Raw genomic sequence first — 19,685 nt, forward strand, 5'->3', positions numbered from 1 at the left:
GAACTCGCTGGAGGCTTCGAGCATGAACCCTGAACAACAACGCGCCATCCTCGCCATCGCCCTGTATGCCGCCTTTGCCGACGATGCCAAGCATGAGCGCGAGCGCGAGGAAATAATTCGCATCGCCGAATCCCTGGGCAATGAGCCTGGCGCACCCGATCTCGCGGGTCTTTATCAGGATGTGCTGCTCAAGCGGCTGAGCCTCGACAGCGCGGCAGCGATGTTGCAGGATCCCGCCGAGTGCCAGTTGGCTTATGAAATGGCCGTGTGCGTGTGCAATGCTGACGGTCGCCAGAGCGAGGCGGAGCGGCGTTTCCTGGATAAGCTGAAAACCCTGCTCAAGCTGGATGCCGTGCAGACCGAGGTCATCGAGGGCGAGGCGGATGCCATGGTCGATCTGAGCGAGGCCGCCGCGCAGCCGAATGTGCCGCAAGCCGAACTGGACCAATCCATCCTTAATGCCGCCCTGCTCAACGGTGCGCTGGAGCTGCTGCCACAGTCCTGGGCGTCCATGGCGATCATTCCGCTGCAGATCAGACTGGTTTATGGCATCGGCAAGGCCCACGGGGTCGAACTCGACCAGGGTCATATCAAGGAATTCATCGCCGCCGCCGGAGTCGGCCTTACTTCACAATACCTTGAGCAGTTCGGCCGCAAATTGCTGGGTGGGCTGCTTGGTAAGGTGGCAGGCAAGACCTTCGGCCAAGTCGGCGGCGCCGCCACGGGCATGGCGGTTTCCTTTGCCACCACTTACGCGCTGGGCCAGCTCGCCAAGCGCTATTACGCCGGCGGGCGGGTAATGAACACGGCCGTGCTCCGCGGCACGTTCCAGAACTTGTTGGGGCCGGCCAAACAGATGCAGACGCAATACTTGCCGCAAATCCGGCAGCAGGCCGAAACGCTCGACTTGGGGCGGGTGATTGCCATGGTGCGCGGGGGCTGAGCGCCATGCTGATCTACCGTTGGCAGGCATGAATAAGGAACGGTATACCGCGGGTGTTTCATGTGGTGCGCGTGTACATTCAGAATTGCATCATCGTGTTTTTCGCTCTCGGTCCCTGGTGACGGTTGGCAATTGGAAAGGAAACAGCATCATGATGAAAATACTCGTTCCGGTCGATGGCTCCAGCAGCGCGCTTCATGCAGTGCGGCACGCCATCAATGAATTCAGGAATAACGCGGCGCTGGAAATTCATCTCTTGAACGTTCAGGTGCCGTTTGACCAGTACATATCTCGATTCGTGAGCAGGGAAGATCGCGATGCTTTCCGTCGCGACCAGGCCGAACGAGCACTGCTGCCAAGCAGGCAGATGCTGGACCGGTTTGGCGTGCCCTATGAAGTGCACAGGGAGCTTGGGGATAAGGCATCCGTCATTGCCGCTGCGGCGCGGCGTCTTCGCTGCGACCATATCGTGATGAGCACCGCGCGCAAGAACTCGCTGCTCCGGATGGTCGAGAATTCGACCACCAACAAGGTGATTGAGTTGACCACCGTTCCGGTTGAAATCATAGCCGGGGACGCACCGTCCAAGGTGGAACGCTACGGCGTTCCGGCCGGCGTCGGTACAGTCCTGGCGTCCTTGTTCCTCGCCGCCGCTGAATGAGCGCCGCGGGTCGCTGGCCTTACAGGGCGAAGATGTCAAGGAACGGACGCAACCGAAAATGAACGCAAGCAAGCTGAGCATAAAAGCAACTGTGCAACCAACCGTCACGAGCAAGGCATCGGCCATGGAGGGTGACGCCAGCGGCGCCGCAGCCGCGCCGGATCGGCCATCGTGGCACGCCCTGAGTGCAGACGAGGTGATGCGGCACCTCGAGACGCGTCCCGAAGGCCTCGATAACGCGGAGGCCGTCGAGCGTCGCAAGACCCACGGAACCAATGTCATCCCCCGCGGGAAAGGGGACACGGTCCTGGGCCTGCTCTGGCGGCAGATCCACAACCCATTGATCTGGGTGCTGATCGCGTCGGCCGTGGTGGCGATGGCTGTGGACCCTACCGGCGGGATCAAGAACGGGCTGGTGATTCTGGCGGTGGTGGTGCTCAATACCCTCATCGGGTTTGTGCAGGAGTTCAAGGCCGGCAAAGCCATCGAGGCGCTCAGCCGCATGGTGCCGGAGAACGTCTGCGCCTTGCGCGAAGGACGCAAATTAACTCTTGCGGCTGCAGACCTTGTCCCCGGCGATGTGGTCCTGCTCGCCAGCGGCGACAAGGTGCCCGCGGATATGCGCCTGATCCAGTTGCGCAGCCTCCAGGTTGAGGAAGCGGCGCTTACCGGCGAGTCGGTGGCGACGCATAAGCAGCTCGCCCCCGGGTTGGCCGAGGCGGGCATTGGCGACCGTAGTTGTATGGTGTTCGGCGGCACGCTCGTCACCTACGGGACCGGGACCGCAGTGGTCGTCGAGACCGGTGCCAGTACCGAGCTCGGCCGCATCTCCACCATGCTCAAGGAGACGACCGACCTGCAGACCCCGCTCACCGCGGCCTTGGCGAAGATCGGCTGGTACATCACCGTCGCGATCATCGTCATCGCGCTGGCGATGCTGGTGCTCGGGACCTGGCGGGCCATGGCCGAGACGGGAGTCTCATGGGTCCCGGCCTTGCGTGAGTCGGTCATCTTCGCCGTCGCGCTGGCGGTCGGCGCCATCCCCGAGGGGCTGCCGGCGATCGTGACCATTGCCTTGGCGATTGGCGTGCAGCGCATGGCGGCGCGGCGCGCCGTGGTGCGCAAGCTCCCCGCCGTCGAGACGCTTGGCTCCACCACCGTCATTTGCTCCGACAAGACCGGAACGCTCACCCGCAACGAGATGACCGTGCAGGAAATCTGGACACCCTCGTCCGGCGCCTTTGCGGTGTCGGGCGTCGGCTACGAACCCCAAGGACAATTGCTGCGCGATGGGGCGGCCGTCGCGACGGCGCCAGCGGCGGTGGCCGATCTGCTGCTGGCCGGGGCGCTGTGCAACGATGCGTCGCTGGCGAACGAGGAGGGGCGCTGGAAGATCCATGGCGACCCCACCGAGGGTGCGCTCATCGTCTCCGCCGCGAAGACCGGACTCGACGTGGAAAAGGCGCGGGCGCAGCACCCGCGTCTGGACGCGATTCCGTTCGAATCCGAGAACCAGTTCATGGCTACCCTGCAGGCACAGGACGAAGGGCGCATCCTGCTTAAAGGCGCCCCGGAGGCGGTGCTCAAGCGCTGCACCGGCGCGGCGGGCGGCAGCGAGTTCGACGCAGCGGCAGTGCTGCGCGAGGTCGAAGCGCTGGCCGTCAAGGGAATGCGGGTGCTGGCGTTTGCCGCCAAGCCCGCGCGCGCGCAGACCGATATCGAGATGAGCGATACACAAACCGGTTTTACCTTTCTCGGGCTGCAAGGCATGATCGATCCGCCGCGTCCGGAGGCGGTCGCCGCGATCAAGCTCTGCCATCAGGCCGGGATCACGGTGAAGATGATTACCGGCGATCACCAGGCGACGGCGCAGGCGATCGCAGCGCAACTCGGCATCCTCCCCACTGAGCCTAGCGCGCCCAAGGCGATCACCGGCGCCCAGCTCGCGGCCATGTCGGACGCGCAGTTGCGCGTTGCGGCGCTCGCGTGCAACGTCTTTGCACGCGTTGCGCCGGAGCACAAGCTCAAACTGGTGCGCGCCCTCCAAAGTAGCAACGCGGTGGTGGCGATGACCGGCGACGGTGTCAACGACGCCCCGGCGCTCAAGCAGGCCAATATCGGCGTGGCGATGGGCATCACCGGCACCAGCGTCTCCAAGGAAGCGGCAGGAATTGTCCTGGCTGACGACAACTTTGCTTCCATCGCCGCCGCCGTCGAGGAAGGGCGGCGCGTCTACGACAACCTCATCAAGTCCCTGGCCTTCGTGCTGCCGACCAACCTCGGGCTGGCGCTGATCCTGATGGGGGCAGTGGCCTTTTTCCCATTCGTCGATGTCACTTACCTCCTCGACGGCGCGACGCAGACGGTGCGCGAGCTATTGCTGCCGATGGCCCCGGCGCAGTTGCTGTGGATCAATCTGGTGGCTGCGGTGGCGCTGGCGTTGCCCCTGGCGTTCGAGGCAAAAGAGCCTAACATCATGAGCCGACCGCCCCGCGACCCGGACGCGCCGGTGCTCAGCGGTTTCCTGATCATGCGCACCTTTGTCGTGGCGATCCTCATGACCGCTGGCGCAATCGGGCTCTTCCTGTACGAGTTCCGGGCTGCGGCGGGCGGTGGGCCCGAAGCGCTGGCCAAGGCGCAGACGATGGCCGTCACCACGGTGATCATGTTCCAGATCTTCTACCTGCTGAACTGCCGCTCGCTGCAAAATTCGATCCTGAGTATTGGGATGTTCAGCAACAAGACGGTGTTCGTCGGGATTGCGGCGATCATCGCGCTGCAGGCGATGTTCATCTACGCCCCGTTCATGCATACGATCTTTGCATCCGCGCCCCTCGCCCCCGTCGACGTGCTTGCGAGCATCCTTGTCGGCGCTGCCATCTTGCCGGTGGTCGGTCTGGAAAAGTGGTGGCACCGGCGACGCGCGCGAAAAATTGTCATCGGCGCATCATGATCGACGTCGTTGTCCTGTTTTTCCTGTTCGGCCTGGCAGCGGGCCTGGTCCGTTCGGAGCTCAAGTTGCCCGCGGCCCTTTATGACTCCCTGTCGGTATTTTTGTTACTGGCCATCGGCCTCAAGGGCGGAGAAGGCCTGGCGAAACAGGCACTTGGGCCGCTGATGCCGCAACTGGGTGCGGTGATCCTGCTGGGGGTGGTGCAGACGCTGATCGCCTTCGCCATTCTGCGCGCGCTGGGACGCCTGGGCCGCGCCGACGCAGCGTCCATGGCGGCCCACTACGGCTCGGTCAGCGTGGCCACCTTTGCCGTGGGGGTCAACTGGTTGTTGACCCGAAACATCAGTTTCGAGCCGCAAATGGCAATTTTTCTCACCGTCATGGAAGTGCCGGCCATCATGGTCGGCATCGTACTGGCGCGCGGCGTGGGCAAGCAAACCGACTGGCGCGGGCTGGCGCACGAGACCTTCCTGGGTAAGGGCGTGACCCTGCTGCTGGGCGGCATGGCGATTGGCTGGGCGGCGGGTCCGGAGGGGCTGGCGCCCATCAAGGGCTTGTTCTATGACCTGTTCAAAGGCGCCCTGGCTCTGTTCCTGCTGGAGATGGGGCTGATTGTTAGCCGTCAGGTGGGTGAGCTGCGCCAGCGCGGCGTGTTCATGATCGCCTTTGGCCTGCTCATGCCGCTCTTGTCGGCGCTGCTGGGACTGGGCTGCGGCGTGCTGCTCGGGCTGTCGGTCGGCGGTGTCACGCTTCTCGCCATTTTGGCCGCGAGTGCTTCTTATATTGCGGTACCGGCCGCCATGCGTCTGGCGGTGCCAGAGGCCAACCCGACGCTTTCGCTGGCCGCCGTGCTCGGCGTGACCTTTCCTTTCAACATACTGGTTGGCATTCCGCTTTACCATCAGCTGGCTATGAAACTCGTCGGAACTACGCCATGACCCTGCTGATCGAAAAACGAACTGTGCTCACCGTGATCACCGAAGCCGGCATTGAGAAAACCCTGTTGCGCGATCTGGAGCAGCTGGGAGTGCGCGGCTACACCGTTTCGGATGCCCGGGGCCGGGGCAGCCGTGGCGTGCGCGATGCGGCGTGGGGCGAAGCGGCCAACATCCGCATCGAGGTGATCTGCCCGCGCGCCCAGGCGGAGATCGTGCTTGGCCACATCCAGGCCCGCTATTACGCCGACTATGCGATGGTGGCTTTTTTACAAGAGGTTGAGATTCTGCGACCGGAGAAGTTCTGATCATGCGCGAACTGACCGGCAGCGCCTTGACCCGGCTCGTGTTGCTGGGACTGTTTCTCGCCCTGCTGGGCACCGCCGTGGCGGCGGTGCTGGCGCCCTTTGTCGTGTCGATGCTGTGGGCGGGCATTCTCGGGTTTGCCTCGTGGCCGCTATATGTGCGCCTGTTGCGTGGTTTGGGCGGCCGTGCCTGGCCCGCCGCGCTGGGCATGACCCTGTTCATGTCCGCCATCGTGGTGCTGCCCACGCTCTGGTTGCTGTTGTTGCTGCGCGCCGATGTCGGGCAGTTTGCCGACCACCTGGCGGCGGAACTGGCCGCTGGCCGCCTGCGTCCACCCGCCTTCGTGGATGATCTGCCGTTGGTGGGCCCGGATATCGCCGCTTGGCTCAACGCCGTGCTGGCCGAGCCCGCGCGGCTGAAGATGGAACTCAGGGCACTTTTTGGCAGGTTGGATACTGAGGCCCTGGCGTTGCTGGGCGGGGTGGGGAGGAATCTCGCGAAGCTGGTTTTCGCCTTGCTGACGCTGTTTTTCGTCTACCTGGGCGGACATAGCCTGGCGATGCAGGTTCGAACCCTACTCAATGGCATATTGAGGGAGCGTGCCGACGGGTACGTCGAGGCGGTGGCGAGCACCACGCGTGCCGTGGTGTATGGCATCGTAGTGACCGCACTGATCCAGGGCGCGGTTGCGGGCCTGGGTTACTGGGTGGCAGGTCTTTCCGCGCCAGTCACCTTGACGGCGGTGACGGTGTTGCTGGCGCTGATTCCGTTCGGCACCCCGGTGGTATGGGGCACCGCTGCCCTGTGGTTGCTGTTCACCGGGCAGACGACGGCTGGTATTGGCCTGCTGCTGTGGGGCACCCTGGTGGTGTCCTGGATGGACAACATCGTGCGACCGATGTTTCTTTCCAGAGACGGGAACATCCCCTTCATCCTGGCCCTGTTCGGGGTGCTGGGAGGGCTCGCCGCCTTCGGCATGGTGGGCCTGTTTCTCGGCCCGGTGATCCTCGCGGTTGCCCTGGCGGTGTGGCGGGAATGGCTGGAGGTGAGTTCCGGGAAGGGGTAAAAAATCTAGCAGTTTGGCTTGTTGCCCGACTACTGCTTGGCCCCCAGCGCCAGCGCTGCAGCCCGCGAGGCCGCCAGTGCGTGCGCATCCGGCCCGGCCTGCGTAGGCCAGCCGGCCAGATGCTGCAGGGTGAGTTCACACAGCGCGGTGATCCAGACCGGGTCATTGTTCAGGGCCGGGATGTAGTGAAACACCTTGCCGCCGGCTTTCAGGAATGCGGATTTGCCCTCCATGCCAATTTCTTCCAGCGTTTCCAGGCAGTCGCTGGTGAAGCCGGGGCACACCACGTCCACCCGCTTGACGCCCGCCTTGCCCAAGGCGATCAGCGTGGGTTCGGTGTAGGGCTGCAACCACTTGGCGCGGCCCAGGCGCGACTGGAAGGTGACCTTGAATTGCCGGTCGTTCAGGCCCAGTTCTTCGGCCAGCAGCCGGGCCGTCTTGAAACATTCGCAGTGGTAGGGGTCGCCCAGTTGCAGGGTGCGCTCGGGCACGCCGTGAAAGCTTATCACCAGTTGCTCCGGCCGGCCATGGGTCTTCCAGTGGCGCTGGATGCTCACGCCCAGCGCCGCGATGTAGCGGGGATCGTCGTGGTAGTGGTTGACAAAGCGCAGTTCGGGGATGGCGCGCACCTTGCCGGCCCAGGCGTAGACCGCGTCAAACAGGCTGGCGGTGGTGGTGGCCGAATACTGCGGGTAGGCTGGCACGATCAGCACGCGGGTTGTGCCGGCGGCTTTGAGCGCATCGAGCTGCGAGGCGATGGAGGTACTGCCGTAGCGCATGGCGTAGCGCACCTGCACATCATGGCCACGTTGGGCCAGCCAGCCTTGCAGCAGCTTGGCCTGTTTCTCGGTCCAGACCTTGAGCGGTGAGCCCTCGGGCGTCCAGATGCTGGCGTATTTGGCGGCGGATTTGGCGGGCCGAAAGCGCAGGATGATGCCGTGCAAGATCGCCATCCACAGCAGGCGGGGGATTTCAACCACGCGCGGGTCGCTCAGAAATTCACGCAGAAAACGCCGCACATCGGCGGTGGTGGGGGTGTCCGGGGTTCCGAGGTTGCAAAACAAAACTGCGGTGCGCGGCGCCTGGCCATGCTGGAAGGGGGGTTCTTTGGCGAAGGGGCCGAACTTGAAAGAGGTCATGCGGTATTCTCCCGCACCTATGCTGGATATTTCAAAAATCAGGGCAATAACGCTCGATCTCGATGACACCCTGTGGCCGATCTGGCCGGCCATCGAGCGTGCCGAGAACGCGCTGGCGGCCTGGCTGGGGCAGCAGGCGCCCGGCGCGGCCGCTGTGTTTGCCGACCCCGACGCCCGGCTGGCCGTGCGCCAGGAGGTGGTGCGCTGCCGGCCAGAAATCGGTCACGATTTGGGTACGCTGCGGCGCGAGTCGATCCGCCTGGCGCTGCACCGTGCCAATGAAGACACAAGCCTGGCGGAGCCGGCCTTTGAGGTGTTTTTTGCCGAGCGCATGCGCGTGGACTTTTTTGACGATGCCCTTCCGGCGCTGGCATTTCTGGCGGCGCGCTTTCCGATGGTGGCGCTGTCCAATGGCAATGCCGATCTGGGCCGGGTCGGCGTGGCCGAGTTTTTTGTCGCCGGCTTGAGTGCCTCCGAGTTTGGTGTCGGCAAGCCCGACCCGCGCATCTTTCATGCGGCCGCCAGCAGCGCCGGCGTGGCCGCCGATGCGGTGCTGCATGTGGGCGACGATGCCGCGCTGGACGTGCTGGGCGGCTTGGGCGCCGGCATGCAAACCGTGTGGGTTAATCGCAGCGACCACCTGTGGACGCACGACGTGCACCCGCATGAAACGGTGACGACACTGAGCGCACTGTGTGATTTGCTGCGCGCGGTTCCGGAGCGGGCTCAGTAAGCCGGCCGCACGCCCGGTTCTGTAACGTTCAGTCGCGCACCAGCTGCCCGTCGGTGGACAGGGCGTAGGGCACATGCTGCGGCACCATCAGTACCCCTTGGGCATTCGGGATGGCCTCGATGGTGATGACCGGGGCGGCCCCGATCACACCACCGAAGATGGTGGCAAAAGCCGCGTCGGCGGCGTCGCGCCCGGTGCCAAAGCGCAAAAAGCCCATTGGAATCGCCACGCCTGAGGGGTCGAAAATGTACCAGCGGTCGCCCACATAGACCTCGACATAGGCGTGAAAGTCCGTTGGCCCCAGGACAGGGTCGGCGCCATAGTCAATGCCGGTGGCAAAGCGGGCCGGGATGTTGACGGCACGGCACAAGGCAATCATCAAGTGGGCGAAGTCGCGGCACACGCCCATCTCTTCCACCAGGGTATCGACCGCCGTGGTGTTGCCGGTGGAGGTGTTCGACTGGAAGGTCACGCGGTTGAGCACCCAGTCGCGGATGGCCTGCACCCGGGCGTAGCCCTGCCACAAATGGCCAAATTCCTTCACCGCCAGCCGGTGCAGCCGGTCGGACTGGCAGTAGCGGCTGGGGTAGATGTAGGGCAGGACCGGCCCCGGCAGGTTGGCCACCAGCACTTCGCCAAGCTGATCGGGCTGCGCCGTGTAGTGATCGAGGTCCACTGTCGCGTCGTAACGCACCATCAGGGGGCCGGCCTGCGCCTGCATGCGCAGAAAGCGGGTGTGCGTGACCGGATCGGTGTAGAGATTGGTTTGCAGCGGCTGGCTGATGCCCAGCGATTCCGTCACCACGATCTGGTGCGGCGTTTGCGCGGCGTGGATGCTGAAGATGAAATCACATCCAGGTTGGGTGATTTCGTAATTCAGCTCAATGGAGAATTTCAATCGGACCATGGGACGCTTTCCTTTCAGTGGCTGAGTGTCTTGGGCAGGCACGCAGGAAGCGTGCCGATCAGAGGGGGCCTCAATCCATTGTGCGGCCAGATGAATGCTTGCGTCTCAGCGTGGGGGTATGAGGGTCAGCGTGCTGCGGGTATTGGCCTTGACATCGGCCTCACTCAGGTGCTGTGCCACGTAGCCCCCCTCAACAAAGGTTTGCGCCTGGTCCTGATAGTGCGTGTCGAACAACACGCCGCTTTGGCCCACGGGATTGATGCCCAGTGAATGCGCCGGGTCGGCAAAGTCGATCAGGCGCCGGGTCGAGGGGCCATAGCGCACGGTCCAGGGCGCCGGTCCTATCGGGTACGACAGATTGTTGGGCGTTTCGCGCCCCCCTGGTGTGGCAAAAGGCCCCACGTTGAACAGCAGGTTCAGCGGCTTCTGCGCCGCCAGCAGATGGCCGTGGGTCAGCGTGTGGGCCTTGCCCCAGCCCCAATCCGCCGGGTCTTCGCCCAGCGTGGCCTGCAGGTGGTCGATGGTGGCGCGCCAGACCACCTTCAGGGTGTCCGCGCGGCGCTCGACTTGCGGCGTGTTGCGCTTGTCCCACCAGGGGGAATCGGCATCCTCGGCCAGCCGGGGCAGGGCGAAGTCCAGGGCGCGGGTGTTCAGCAGGTTTTTGAACTGCACCTCACCCATCTCATCGGCCATGGCGCCGCGCGCCAGTTCATATAGAAATTGATTGAAGACCGTGGGCGTGATGCTGTTGAGCGTATGGTTGCCGTCCCAGCGGTACAGGCTTTCCAGCAGGGCGTGTTCCCGTGGCACGGTAACGAGGGCATTCAATTCCTCGATCAAGGGCCTGAGCACGCGCGGGCCATAGCCGCTTTGGCTGTCCAACTGCAAGGCCTGGCTGTTCTTGAGGTCCCACTTGACGGCGTCATCGCGCAGGCGTTCGTCCAGCCGCTGGGCACGCTCGGGCAGGTTGTAATAGCCGGCAACGGGCACGCCGCTGTTCGGCTTGGGTTGGTGATTGGCCGAGACGATGTAGCCGCGCGCCGGGTTTTCTTCCCCAGGGTTGTCGCGGAAGCGGTAAAAACCCGGCTTGTCGGCCTCGCCGCTGCTGCCGTCCAGGATGAAGCTGGGGTTGACGTTGTCTGGACGAATCGGCAGTTTGGCGGCGGCCCACCAGCCGATGTCGCCGGCGGCGTTGGCCCACACCACGTTCAGGCCGGGCGCGTGAATCTTGCTGGCGGCGCTGCGCGCTTTGTCCAGCGTGTCGGCGCGGTTGAGTTCATAAAACGCCTCCTGTATCGGATTCTCGGTGGCCAGAAAAGCCCACCACATGGCGACCGGCGTCGTGCCCAGGCTGTCCTTGAAGGCGTCGGTGATGATGGGTCCGTGCGGCGAGCGCCGCAGGATGAGCTTGACCGGCGCTGCGCCCTTGACTTGAATGGTTTCCTCGCGGCTCTCAAGCTCGACCCACTGGCCCTGGACCCAGATTTGGTTGGGGTTGTCGGGATTGGTTTTTTCGGCGATCAAGTCCATGTCATCGTTCTGGAACATGGTCAGACTCCAGCCAAATTGCGCGTTGTGGCCCAGCATGGCCATGGGGATCAGCGCCTGGTGGTGGCCATACAAGTCGAAGCCGGGCGCGGACAGGTGCGCCTCGTACCAGACCGAGGGCGCGGCAAAACCGATGTGCGGGTCCCCCGCCAGCAGCGGCTTGCCGCTCACCGTGCGCCGGCCCGACAAAGCCCAGGCATTGCTGCCCTCGAATTGCGGCACGCCGGCCGCCGCCAGCGCTTGTTGGCTGAGCTGGGCGATGTGGTCCAGCGCCTGCCAGTCGCGCGGGTTCAGGGCCGCCGTCGGGCCGGCCGTCACGACGCCCTCGGCGTGCCAGTCGAGATCAAACACCTTCAAATACTCGGCGCCGAGCTGGTCGCGCACATGCGTCAGAGCGGGCTCGGTCCGCAAGGCGGCGGCCAGGCTGTAGGCCAGGTAGCCGGTCACGGCAATGGTGTCCTGCGCGGTGAAGGGTTGTTTGTGGATGCCCAGCAGGTCAAATTCGATCGGTGCGGCGTGGCTGGCCTGGTACTGGTTGATGCCATCCAGATAGGCGCTCAGCACCTGGGTCGCGGGGTTTTGCGGGTCCAGTTTTGCGGCTGTGGCTTGCGCATGGGCGCGGATGCCGAGGGTGCGAAACAGACGGTCCACGTCGATCATCTTGGGGCCGAGGACTGCGGCCAGTTCACCTTGCGCCACGCGACGCAGCATCTCCATCTGAAACAAACGATCTTGCGCGTGCACATAGCCCAGCGCGCGGTACATATCGGCCTCGTTGTCGGCCCGGATGTGCGGCACACCGCGCTCATCAAAGCGCACGCTGACCGGGGCGACGAGGTGGGCCAGGTTCAGGGTCCCCGAGCGTTGCGGCTGTTTGCCGTGGACGTACCAGGCGGCTGCGCCCGCTGCCGCCACGAGCAGCAGGGCGAGCAGAAGGGCAATAATTTTCAGGGAGCGTTTCATCGGGCGGGCGCTTGGATGCTTGAGTTTCTCGTCGAAGGATCATAGACGGACACCCCCGAAATTACCGCCACAGCCAGCCTGCAGCACCGGCATAATTGGCAAAAAACGCAGGGAGTGTCATGAGTTGGTTTGATCCAGGGATGGGCGCGGTGACGCGCGATATAAGAAAACTGGCCGCGACGGTTGCGCTGCTGGCGGCTGTCACCGCGCAGGGCGCCGACGGCGTCACGGCGCAGCAAATTCTGATTGGCCAGAGCATTACGCTGCAAAGCGGAAAGAACGACTACGGCGCAGCCGTCGTCGCTGGCATGCAAACTTACCTTGATGGCGTCAACGGCCGGGGCGGGGTGAATGGTCGCCAGATCGCGCTCAAGACACTGGACGACGATAACAAGACTGCCACGGCAGAAGCCAATGCGCGGCAACTGGTCGAGCAAGACAAGGTCTTCCTGCTGTTTGGCTCCATTGAAGGCGGGCCATCCACGGCGGTGATGAAAGCAGCGACCGATCTCAAAGTGCCGTTTTTCGGCCCCATGGCCGGTTCACCGACGCTGCGCCGGCCCTACCAGGCCCTGGTGTTTCCGGTGCGTGCGGAACACCGTGAAGAATTTCGCATGCTCATCGGGCACGCCAAGAGCCTGGGCATGCACAGAGTGGCTTTTCTGCGGTCAGATTCCGATGTGGGTGCTCAGCACCTTGCCAACGTCAAGCTGCTTTGCCAGGAGCTTGGCATGGAGTTGGTGGCCGATCTGCCCTTCAAATCAGAGGTGACTGATGTTCAAGTCGACCAGCTGGCACAGCAGCTGGAGCGGGCTGGCGCGCACATGGTGTTCAATCACGGCAGCATTGGCATCTACGAAAAACTGATTCGCAAGGCCCGCACCAAGGGCGTACGCACCGCTTTTTACGGCGTCAACTCTGCCTCCGCGCAGTTGGTGCAGCACTTGGGCGACCTTGCCCATGGCATGATTTTCACGCAGGTGGTGCCCAGTCCGTGGGAGCGCAAAACCGCGATCACCCGCGAATACCAGGAAGCGTTTTCACGCGTCAAACCAGGGCAGGACTTTTCTTACGGCAGTCTGGAGGGTTATGTGACGGCCAAGGCTTTGGTGCTGGCACTGCGTCTGGCCGGCTCCAATCCAACGCGCGAAAGCTTCGTCGCCGCACTTGACGGTGCGACGCTTGACCTGAATGGCCTGAAAAGCAGCTACATGCGTGACAACCACCAGGGCCTAGCCTTTGTTGATCTCGCGATCGTGACGCGCGAGTCCCGGTTCCGTCACTGACCCCCGCTGCTTCGCAAGTCGGCTGTGGCGAGGTGGACCGCGGCGATGCCGCTGCGCACAGCCCCTTCCAGCGTGGCCGGGTAGGGCCCATCCACGTAGTCGCCGCAGGCCAGCAGACCGGGTGCAATTTGCAGGGCAGGGCGCTGCAGGCCGGGCGTGCAGGCAAAAGTGGCGCGTTTTTCGACAATGGTTTGAACCGCCTGCAGTTGCAGGCCGAGTTGCTGCTGCGCTTGCATCAGCACCTGCGACTGCAGCGTCTCGCGCTCGCCCGTGCTGGCACTGATCACAAAGGCGAGCAGGCCTGGCGGACCGCCGAGCTGACCGCGGTCAAACACAAACTGCGCTGGCGCGGGGGGCGCATCGGTGGACGATGTGGTGGCGCCGGCGCTGCTGCTGCGCAGGGTCAGCATCGGGTGCGGCAGGGCCGCACCGGCGCCCCAGGCATAGACGGTGGTGATGGCTTCAAACTGCAGGCTTCGCGTCACGCCGGTCCATTGCCAGATTTTGTTTGCTATTGAATCAGGAGCTACCTGAGCACTGTTTTCCAGGGCTCTGGTTGATTCTGATGCTGATGTGGCGAAAATCACGGTGTCGAACACTTCACCGTCAAGCTGCCACTGCGCAGCCAGCGGCACGACCGCCTCCAACCGTGTGCCCAGTCGCATCTGCCCGCCCTGCTGTGTCAACCAGTGCGCCGCGGCAGCGGGGAAAAGTTCGGACAGATCCACACGCGGCAGCAGCAGGCGGGAGCCGCCCTGCACGCCAAACAGGGCATCTTGCAAAACGCGCAAAAACACCTGCGCGCTGGCCCGCCCGGCCGGCGTGTTGAGGGCTGATACACACAGCGGCTCAATCAATTCGGCTATCACACGCGGGCGCAAGCCCTGGCAAAGTTGAGTGACCGAGGTGCTGGCCTCGCACTGAAAGCCTTGACGCTGCCAGCCCGTGGCGGCGCGCAGCAAGGACCACTTGTCCGCCACCGTCCAGCCGCGCGCCGACACAATGCCGGCCAATGCGTCCAGCGGCGTCGGCCAGCTGGAAAAGCGCAAGCCCAGGCCGTCCGGAAACAGCAGCGTCATGGGCAGTTGCAGCAGGGCAGTTTCCGCTTGTACGCCGACCCGGCGCATCATGCTGAGAGTCTCGGTATAGGCGCCAATCAGAATATGCTGGCCGTTGTCCAGCGTCACCGGGGTGCCGTTGGGTAATATGCTGTTTAAGACCCTAGCCCGCCCACCGACTGCGCGAGATGCTTCAAAAACAATAGCATGATGACCGGCCTGCGTGGCCTCGACCGCAGCGGCCATGCCCGCCCAGCCGGCGCCGATGATGGCAATTTTCATTTATGGGTGCGGGGCAGCGCCACAGTGGCCAGCGTGAGGGCCATCAAATTCTTCCCAACGCCTGCACCTTCCACGCCAGCCACAGCTTGCGCAAGGGCGTGAGGCTGACGCGCTGGTGCAGCACCTGGAAGTTGTCGCGTTCAATCTCGCTCAGCAAGGCGCGGTAGATGCTGGCCATCATCAGCCCCGGTTTTTGCGCGCGGCGGTCGGCGGGCGGCAGCAGGGCCAAGGCCTCGTCGTACAGGCCCTGGGCGCGCTGCGCCTGGAACTTCATGAGGGCCGTGAAACGGTCCGAGTAAGTGCGCTTGAGGATTTCATTCGCCTTGACGTCAAACTGCTGCAACTCGTTCATGGGCAGGTAGATGCGCCCGCGCAGCGCGTCTTCGCCGACGTCGCGAATGATGTTGGTGAGCTGCAGCGCCTGGCCCAGCTTGTGCGCGTAAATCGTGGTGGCGGGCTGCGTCTGACCGAAGATATTGGCCGCCACTTCGCCCACCACGCCGGCCACCAGATGGCAGTAACGCTGCAGACCGGCATAGTCCAGGTAGCGAGATTGCGCCAGGTCCATCTGGCAGCCTTCGATCACAGCCTGCAGGTGGCGTTGCTCGATCTGGTAATCGGCGGCCAGTGGCATCAGCGCTTTCATGACCGGGTGGCTGGCTTGGCCGGCAAACGACTGGGCCACTTCGCCCTGCCACCAGGCCAGCTTGGTGGCTGCCACGCCGGGGTCGACCATGTCGTCCACCACATCGTCGACCTCGCGGCAAAAGGCGTAGAACGCGGTGATGGCGGCGCGCCGGGGCTTGGGTAAAAATAAAAAAGCGTAATAAAAGCTGCTGCCGGAGGCGACAGCTTTTTGCTGAACATAGTCTTGTGGAGTCATGGAGGGTTCTGGCTAAGGCGCCTAGTTTAATCAGCGCGCGTGACATCAGACCGCCAGTCGGCCTGGCATGCGGGTCATGAAGTCGGCCAAGTAGTTGGCCTCCGCGGAAGCACCGGCGCGGGCGTACAGGCCAATCCCGATCTGAATCGCGGTTGGGAATTCGCGCGCGGCGGCCAGCACGCGGCAGCCGGGTGGAATGGTGGCTGAAATCATGGGCCCGATACCAATGCCAACCTGCACGGCGGTGGCCATCGCCACCAGCGTCGAGGCCTCGCACACCATGTTCCAGTTCAGTTCGCTGTCGGCCAGCGAGGCCATGACACGGGTGCGCCAGGGACAGCCGTCGGTGAACATCACCACCGGCAGCGCATCGTCCGGCACCAAGGTCAGGTCGGAGCGCACCACCCACAGCAACTGCTCGGGCCATTCGACCAAGGGCCAGTGCGCGACTTCCTGGGTGTCGCAGATCAGCAAGTCGAGTTTGTCCTGTTCAAACAGCGCGGCCAGTTGCCGGTTGCCGGCAATGATCAGGTCCAGATGCACCTTGGGGTTCTGGTCGCGGAAGGACTTCAAAATGTCAATCAAGCGCGTCGCGGCAAAGTCTTCCACCACCCCGAGCTTGACCCTTCCTTCCATGCGTTGGCCGCTGATGCGCTGCCTGGCCTCATCACTGAGTGTCAGAATTTCACGCGCATAGGGCTCCAGGACCCGGCCCTCGGCATTGGCCGTCAAGCCCTTGGAGGAGCGCTCGAACAAAGGGGCGCCAGCGATATCTTCCAGGCGCCGGATCTGCATGCTGACGGCGGCCTGGGTGCGATGCAGCGCCGCAGCGGCGCCGTTGACGGTGCCCACGTCAATCACCGACAAAAATGCACGCAACAGGTGCGGGTCCAAGTCTTGCATTCAGTTTTATTGATAGGGGTACGACAATTTTATGGCTATCGCCACTTTAGCAGAGCCATTACGATTGCTTTGAGATTTTTTGACGGCTTTGGAGGCGAGATTTCTCAGGGCAGCAAAATATTCTTATATCCATTCACAGGAGAAAGCAACATGACACACGACATCAAACGGCGCACCCTGGTCAAGGCCGGTGCAGCGTTGGCTTCAACGGCTTTGGGCTTTCCGGCCCTCAACGCGCTGGCGCAAAATCGCCGGTTCGCTGGCAAGACCGTGCGCATCCTGACCTGGTCGGACGACACGGGCCTGGCCGTGCTGCGCAACATCTGTCAAACGTTCGAGGAACAAACCGGCGCCAAAGTGATTGCCGACCGCACCGGCAGCACCTCCGAGATGGTCGCCAAGCTCAAGGCCGGCGGTAGCCGCCCGCAATACGACGTGATCACGCTGGCCGGTGTGGGCGCCGTGACCCTGGCCAAGGCCGGACTGCTGGAAAAACCCGACCTGAACCAGTTGCCCAACCTGCAAAGCGTCGACCCGCGTTTTCGCACCGGCGCCGATGGCCATGGCATTGGCTACCTGTTGTGGACCGGCGGCATGCTCTACAACACCCGCACCTTCAAAGCGGCGCCGACCAGCTACGAGGAAATGTGGAACCCCAAATATGCCAAGCGGGTGTTTTTGCCGCCAGCGACCTGGACCGATTCCCTAGACACCATCGTGGCCGCGGCCATGCTGACCGGCGGCAGCGCGACCAATGCGGAAGGCGGCTTCAAGAAGCTGGCCGAACTCAAAGACCGGGTGCTGACCTTTGGCGAGAACCCGACGCAGATTGCCGAGCTCTTCCGTTCCAACTCGCTGGACATTGGTGCCGTGTACGCGCCGGCGTTTTTTGCGAAAGAGCTCAAGGACCCGAATTCCGGCCTGGGTGCCACCTACAACCTGAAGGAAGGCTTTTTTGCCGACCTGATGTACACCATCATGCCCAAGGCCCATCCCGGTGAGTCTTCCGTGATTCACGCCTTCCTCAACCACACGCTGGACCCGGTGGTGCAGGGAAAAATGGCGGAAGACGTGCTCAACGGTCCGGTCAACCTGAAAGCCGTGCTGTCAGCCGAGGCCAAAAAGAGCCCCTTCATCATCAAGCCCGAGCAACTCGGCTCGACGGCGGTGATCCATGACAAGGCGGTGATCGCCGGTGTGCGCGACAGCTGGATCAAGCGCTACACGCAGACCTTCTCCTGATCGTCTGCTGATCGTCCGCTGACCCTTCCTGTTCTTGCCACACACGACCGGATCGCCTGATGGCGGTCCGGCCGTCAGGAGAATCTCACCATGTCCTCATCCTCTTCCGGGCGCCTGCGGCTGGCGCTGCTGGCCCTGCCGGCCATCGTGCTGCTGCTGCCATTTTTGATGGCGGTGCTGTTTGTGCTGCGCTTTTCCTTTTCGGCGGAAACGCAGGAGATTGCGGGTTTCAGCCTGGAGCGCTATGCGGGCCTGCTCGACCCGTTCTTTCTGCGCTCCGTGCTCCTCACGCTGAAACTGGCGGCACTCAGCACCGTCATTTGCCTGGTGCTGGCGGTGCCGGTCGCCATGCTGATGGCGTCGATTCAGCAACCGATCTGGCGGCGGGTTGTCACGAGTCTGATTCTGCTGCCCATGATTTTGAATCTGCTGATTCAGTCCTATGGCTGGATCATGGTGCTGGGCCCCAACGGCATCATCAACGGGGTGCTGCTTAAGCTGGGCCTTGTTGACCGGCCCATTCAATTGCTGTTCAACGAAATCGGTGTGCTGGTCGGCCTGGTGCAAACCGCTTTGCCGCTGGCCGTGTTTCCGATCCTGGGCTCGATGCGCGCCATCTCGGTGCAGTACCTGGAAGCCAGCGCCAGCCTGGGGGCTCAGCCCTGGCGCTCGTTCCGTGACATCACGCTACCACTGCTCAAGCCGGGGCTGATAGGCGCGGCCTCGATTGTGTTTGCCTTCAACGCCAGTGCCTTCGCCGTGCCCCTGCTGCTGGGTGGACGCCGCGTCCAGACCATGGGGGTGGCCATACGCGACATGATTTCACCGATGTTTGACTGGGCTGGCGCAGCGGCGGCCGGCGTGTCGCTCATCGCCATCACGCTGATCAGCCTGTCGGCCGCCACCTGGCTGTCCACACGCGCCACGCAATGGCAGGGAGCACGTTGATGGCCACCACAACTTCAATCACGCCGCCAACCATGTCTTCCACCACGTCCTCCACCCCGTCTTCAGCCCGCGCTCACACCGGGCGCGGCTCGTTCGGGCTGGTCATGGGCACGCTGGCGGGGCTGGGCCTGCTCATCGCCGCGCTGCCCGTGGTGATCATCCTGATCATGTCGTTCTCGGGCGGCACCAACCTGGACTTTCCACCCAGCTCGCTCTCGCTGCGCTGGTACGGTGCCGCCATCGATGTGCTGTTTGGCGAAAAAAGCGAGGGCACGATGTCGGCCTTCAGTGCCATGAGCAGCAGCTTTATCGTGGGCCTCGTCACCATGCTGGCCAGTGTCTGCGTGTGTGTGCCACTGTCCTATGCCCTGGTGCGCAGCCTCGGGCGCTGGCGCCAGCTGGCCGAGCTGCTGTTCACCCTGCCCATCGTGTTTCCGCTGGTGGTGCTGGGCGTGGCCTATCTGCTCATGACCGAAGCGCTCAGCCGCGAGACCGGTGTCGATCTGGGTCTGTTTCGCCTGGCCATTCCGCACATCACGCTGGCGCTGCCTTTTGTCCTGCGCAATTGCCTGAGCGCCATGAACGGTGTCGGGGTGGACCTGGAAGAGGCCGCCATGTCGCTGGGCGCCTCGCCCCTGCAGGCGATCCGGCACGTGGTCGTGCCGCTGATGAAGCCGGGGATCATGGCCGGCCTGATCTTCGCCTTCATCATTTCATTCAACGAGTTCACGGTGACTTTCTTCATGTACACGATCGACGTGCGCACCTTGCCGATCTGGATGTACAGCCGCACCGTGTCCTCGCTGGACCCCACCACCCTGGCCATTTCGACCCTGATCATCGCGCTCGACGTGGCCTTGATCGCCTGGGTCGACAAGCTCGTGGCAGGCAAAGGCAGTCTGTTTTGAGCACCGCCTCCCAAAACCTGA

The 19,685-nt window shown here is 63.4% G+C and carries 17 protein-coding genes; 11 read left to right on the forward strand and 6 right to left on the reverse strand.

The genetic code is table 11. From position 1 onward, the window contains the following. The first annotated feature begins 22 nt into the window (after nt 1-22). The 6 genes from C5P05_RS18260 to C5P05_RS18285 all read left to right on the forward strand — a co-directional run bounded on the left by C5P05_RS18260 (nt 23) and on the right by C5P05_RS18285 (nt 6,864). Complete coding sequence (locus C5P05_RS18260) at nt 23-943, forward strand: YcjF family protein (RefSeq protein ID WP_114971252.1); 921 nt, start codon at nt 23-25, stop codon at nt 941-943. Nucleotides 944-1,094: 151 nt separating this feature from the next. Beyond that, nucleotides 1,095-1,604 carry a universal stress protein gene (locus C5P05_RS18265; RefSeq protein ID WP_114971253.1) on the forward strand — a complete coding sequence of 170 codons (510 nt, stop codon included), beginning with the start codon at nt 1,095-1,097 and terminating at the stop codon, nt 1,602-1,604. A gap of 58 nt (nt 1,605-1,662) precedes the next feature. Continuing rightward, nucleotides 1,663-4,557 carry a cation-translocating P-type ATPase gene (locus C5P05_RS18270; protein WP_198674774.1) on the forward strand — a complete coding sequence of 965 codons (2,895 nt, stop codon included), beginning with the start codon at nt 1,663-1,665 and terminating at the stop codon, nt 4,555-4,557. After that, complete coding sequence (locus C5P05_RS18275; RefSeq protein ID WP_114971413.1) at nt 4,554-5,495, forward strand: sodium-dependent bicarbonate transport family permease; 942 nt, start codon at nt 4,554-4,556, stop codon at nt 5,493-5,495. The genes C5P05_RS18270 and C5P05_RS18275 overlap by 4 nt, the downstream gene beginning before the upstream one ends. Continuing rightward, nucleotides 5,492-5,800, forward strand: a complete 309-nt coding sequence (locus tag C5P05_RS18280; protein ID WP_114971254.1) for a DUF3240 family protein — start codon at nt 5,492-5,494, stop codon at nt 5,798-5,800. Before C5P05_RS18275 ends, C5P05_RS18280 begins: the two co-directional genes overlap by 4 nt. 2 nt (nt 5,801-5,802) lie before the next feature. Continuing rightward, nucleotides 5,803-6,864: an AI-2E family transporter gene (locus tag C5P05_RS18285; RefSeq protein ID WP_114971255.1), complete on the forward strand. Its 1,062-nt coding sequence runs from the start codon at nt 5,803-5,805 to the stop codon at nt 6,862-6,864. A 29-nt stretch (nt 6,865-6,893) separates the two neighbouring features. Here C5P05_RS18285 and hemH read toward each other — a convergent pair whose 3' ends face one another. Beyond that, nucleotides 6,894-8,003, reverse strand: a complete 1,110-nt coding sequence (gene hemH, locus C5P05_RS18290) for a ferrochelatase (protein ID WP_114971256.1) — start codon at nt 8,001-8,003, stop codon at nt 6,894-6,896. On the opposite strand from hemH, the gene C5P05_RS18295 reads away from it, so the two are divergent. Further along, nucleotides 8,002-8,736 (forward strand): HAD family hydrolase, encoded by a 735-nt coding sequence (locus tag C5P05_RS18295; RefSeq protein WP_232834562.1) that lies wholly within the window; start codon nt 8,002-8,004, stop codon nt 8,734-8,736. The genes hemH and C5P05_RS18295 overlap by 2 nt on opposite strands. A 28-nt stretch (nt 8,737-8,764) precedes the next feature. On the opposite strand, the gene C5P05_RS18300 is transcribed toward C5P05_RS18295, so the two are convergent. Both C5P05_RS18300 and C5P05_RS18305 read right to left on the reverse strand, forming a co-directional pair. Next, nucleotides 8,765-9,643, reverse strand: coding sequence for a transglutaminase-like domain-containing protein (locus tag C5P05_RS18300; RefSeq protein ID WP_114971258.1), 879 nt, complete (start codon nt 9,641-9,643; stop codon nt 8,765-8,767). A gap of 105 nt (nt 9,644-9,748) precedes the next feature. After that, on the reverse strand, nt 9,749-12,154 hold the full coding sequence (locus C5P05_RS18305; RefSeq protein ID WP_114971259.1) for a penicillin acylase family protein: 2,406 nt from the start codon (nt 12,152-12,154) through the stop codon (nt 9,749-9,751). 119 nt (nt 12,155-12,273) lie between these two features. On the opposite strand from C5P05_RS18305, the gene C5P05_RS18310 reads away from it, so the two are divergent. After that, complete coding sequence (locus tag C5P05_RS18310) at nt 12,274-13,440, forward strand: ABC transporter substrate-binding protein (protein ID WP_114971260.1); 1,167 nt, start codon at nt 12,274-12,276, stop codon at nt 13,438-13,440. On the opposite strand, the gene hpnE is transcribed toward C5P05_RS18310, so the two are convergent. Genes hpnE through C5P05_RS18325 form a run of 3 tightly spaced genes read right to left on the reverse strand, consistent with a single transcriptional unit; the run spans nt 13,434 to nt 16,566 of the window. Next, the gene (hpnE, locus tag C5P05_RS18315) at nt 13,434-14,780 is read right to left on the reverse strand and encodes a hydroxysqualene dehydroxylase HpnE (protein WP_114971261.1); all 1,347 of its coding nucleotides are present in this window, start codon (nt 14,778-14,780) and stop codon (nt 13,434-13,436) included. The genes C5P05_RS18310 and hpnE overlap by 7 nt on opposite strands. A 43-nt stretch (nt 14,781-14,823) precedes the next feature. Beyond that, a complete protein-coding gene (gene hpnD / locus C5P05_RS18320; protein ID WP_114971262.1) occupies nt 14,824-15,663 on the reverse strand; it encodes a presqualene diphosphate synthase HpnD in 840 nt (279 codons plus the stop codon). A gap of 45 nt (nt 15,664-15,708) precedes the next feature. Beyond that, nucleotides 15,709-16,566: a LysR family transcriptional regulator gene (locus C5P05_RS18325; protein ID WP_114971263.1), complete on the reverse strand. Its 858-nt coding sequence runs from the start codon at nt 16,564-16,566 to the stop codon at nt 15,709-15,711. 150 nt (nt 16,567-16,716) lie between these two features. Between C5P05_RS18325 and C5P05_RS18330 the strand changes: the two genes are divergently transcribed. From C5P05_RS18330 to C5P05_RS18340, 3 genes are all read left to right on the forward strand, one after another. Beyond that, a complete protein-coding gene (locus C5P05_RS18330) occupies nt 16,717-17,808 on the forward strand; it encodes an ABC transporter substrate-binding protein (RefSeq protein WP_114971264.1) in 1,092 nt (363 codons plus the stop codon). A 90-nt stretch (nt 17,809-17,898) separates the two neighbouring features. Beyond that, nucleotides 17,899-18,756, forward strand: a complete 858-nt coding sequence (locus C5P05_RS18335; protein ID WP_114971265.1) for an ABC transporter permease — start codon at nt 17,899-17,901, stop codon at nt 18,754-18,756. Then, on the forward strand, nt 18,756-19,664 hold the full coding sequence (locus C5P05_RS18340) for an ABC transporter permease (protein WP_232834563.1): 909 nt from the start codon (nt 18,756-18,758) through the stop codon (nt 19,662-19,664). The genes C5P05_RS18335 and C5P05_RS18340 overlap by 1 nt, the downstream gene beginning before the upstream one ends. Nucleotides 19,665-19,685 lie beyond the last annotated feature (21 nt).

Origin of the sequence: Rhodoferax ferrireducens (assembly GCF_003347515.1) — a bacterium.
GTDB lineage: Bacteria > Pseudomonadota > Gammaproteobacteria > Burkholderiales > Burkholderiaceae_C > Rhodoferax.

Excerpts from the sequence above, each read along its gene's own strand:
- C5P05_RS18260 (WP_114971252.1), top strand. The coding sequence starts at position 23 with ATGAACCCTGAACAACAACGCGCCATCCTCGCCATCGCCCTGTATGCC.
- C5P05_RS18265 (WP_114971253.1), top strand. The coding sequence starts at position 1,095 with ATGATGAAAATACTCGTTCCGGTCGATGGCTCCAGCAGCGCGCTTCAT.
- C5P05_RS18270 (WP_198674774.1), top strand. The coding sequence starts at position 1,663 with ATGAACGCAAGCAAGCTGAGCATAAAAGCAACTGTGCAACCAACCGTC.
- C5P05_RS18275 (WP_114971413.1), top strand. The coding sequence starts at position 4,554 with ATGATCGACGTCGTTGTCCTGTTTTTCCTGTTCGGCCTGGCAGCGGGC.
- C5P05_RS18280 (WP_114971254.1), top strand. The coding sequence starts at position 5,492 with ATGACCCTGCTGATCGAAAAACGAACTGTGCTCACCGTGATCACCGAA.
- C5P05_RS18285 (WP_114971255.1), top strand. The coding sequence starts at position 5,803 with ATGCGCGAACTGACCGGCAGCGCCTTGACCCGGCTCGTGTTGCTGGGA.
- C5P05_RS18295 (WP_232834562.1), top strand. The coding sequence starts at position 8,002 with ATGCGGTATTCTCCCGCACCTATGCTGGATATTTCAAAAATCAGGGCA.
- hemH (WP_114971256.1), bottom strand. The coding sequence starts at position 8,003 with ATGACCTCTTTCAAGTTCGGCCCCTTCGCCAAAGAACCCCCCTTCCAG.
- C5P05_RS18300 (WP_114971258.1), bottom strand. The coding sequence starts at position 9,643 with ATGGTCCGATTGAAATTCTCCATTGAGCTGAATTACGAAATCACCCAA.
- C5P05_RS18305 (WP_114971259.1), bottom strand. The coding sequence starts at position 12,154 with ATGAAACGCTCCCTGAAAATTATTGCCCTTCTGCTCGCCCTGCTGCTC.
- C5P05_RS18310 (WP_114971260.1), top strand. The coding sequence starts at position 12,274 with ATGAGTTGGTTTGATCCAGGGATGGGCGCGGTGACGCGCGATATAAGA.
- hpnE (WP_114971261.1), bottom strand. The coding sequence starts at position 14,780 with ATGAAAATTGCCATCATCGGCGCCGGCTGGGCGGGCATGGCCGCTGCG.
- hpnD (WP_114971262.1), bottom strand. The coding sequence starts at position 15,663 with ATGACTCCACAAGACTATGTTCAGCAAAAAGCTGTCGCCTCCGGCAGC.
- C5P05_RS18325 (WP_114971263.1), bottom strand. The coding sequence starts at position 16,566 with ATGCAAGACTTGGACCCGCACCTGTTGCGTGCATTTTTGTCGGTGATT.
- C5P05_RS18330 (WP_114971264.1), top strand. The coding sequence starts at position 16,717 with ATGACACACGACATCAAACGGCGCACCCTGGTCAAGGCCGGTGCAGCG.
- C5P05_RS18335 (WP_114971265.1), top strand. The coding sequence starts at position 17,899 with ATGTCCTCATCCTCTTCCGGGCGCCTGCGGCTGGCGCTGCTGGCCCTG.
- C5P05_RS18340 (WP_232834563.1), top strand. The coding sequence starts at position 18,756 with ATGGCCACCACAACTTCAATCACGCCGCCAACCATGTCTTCCACCACG.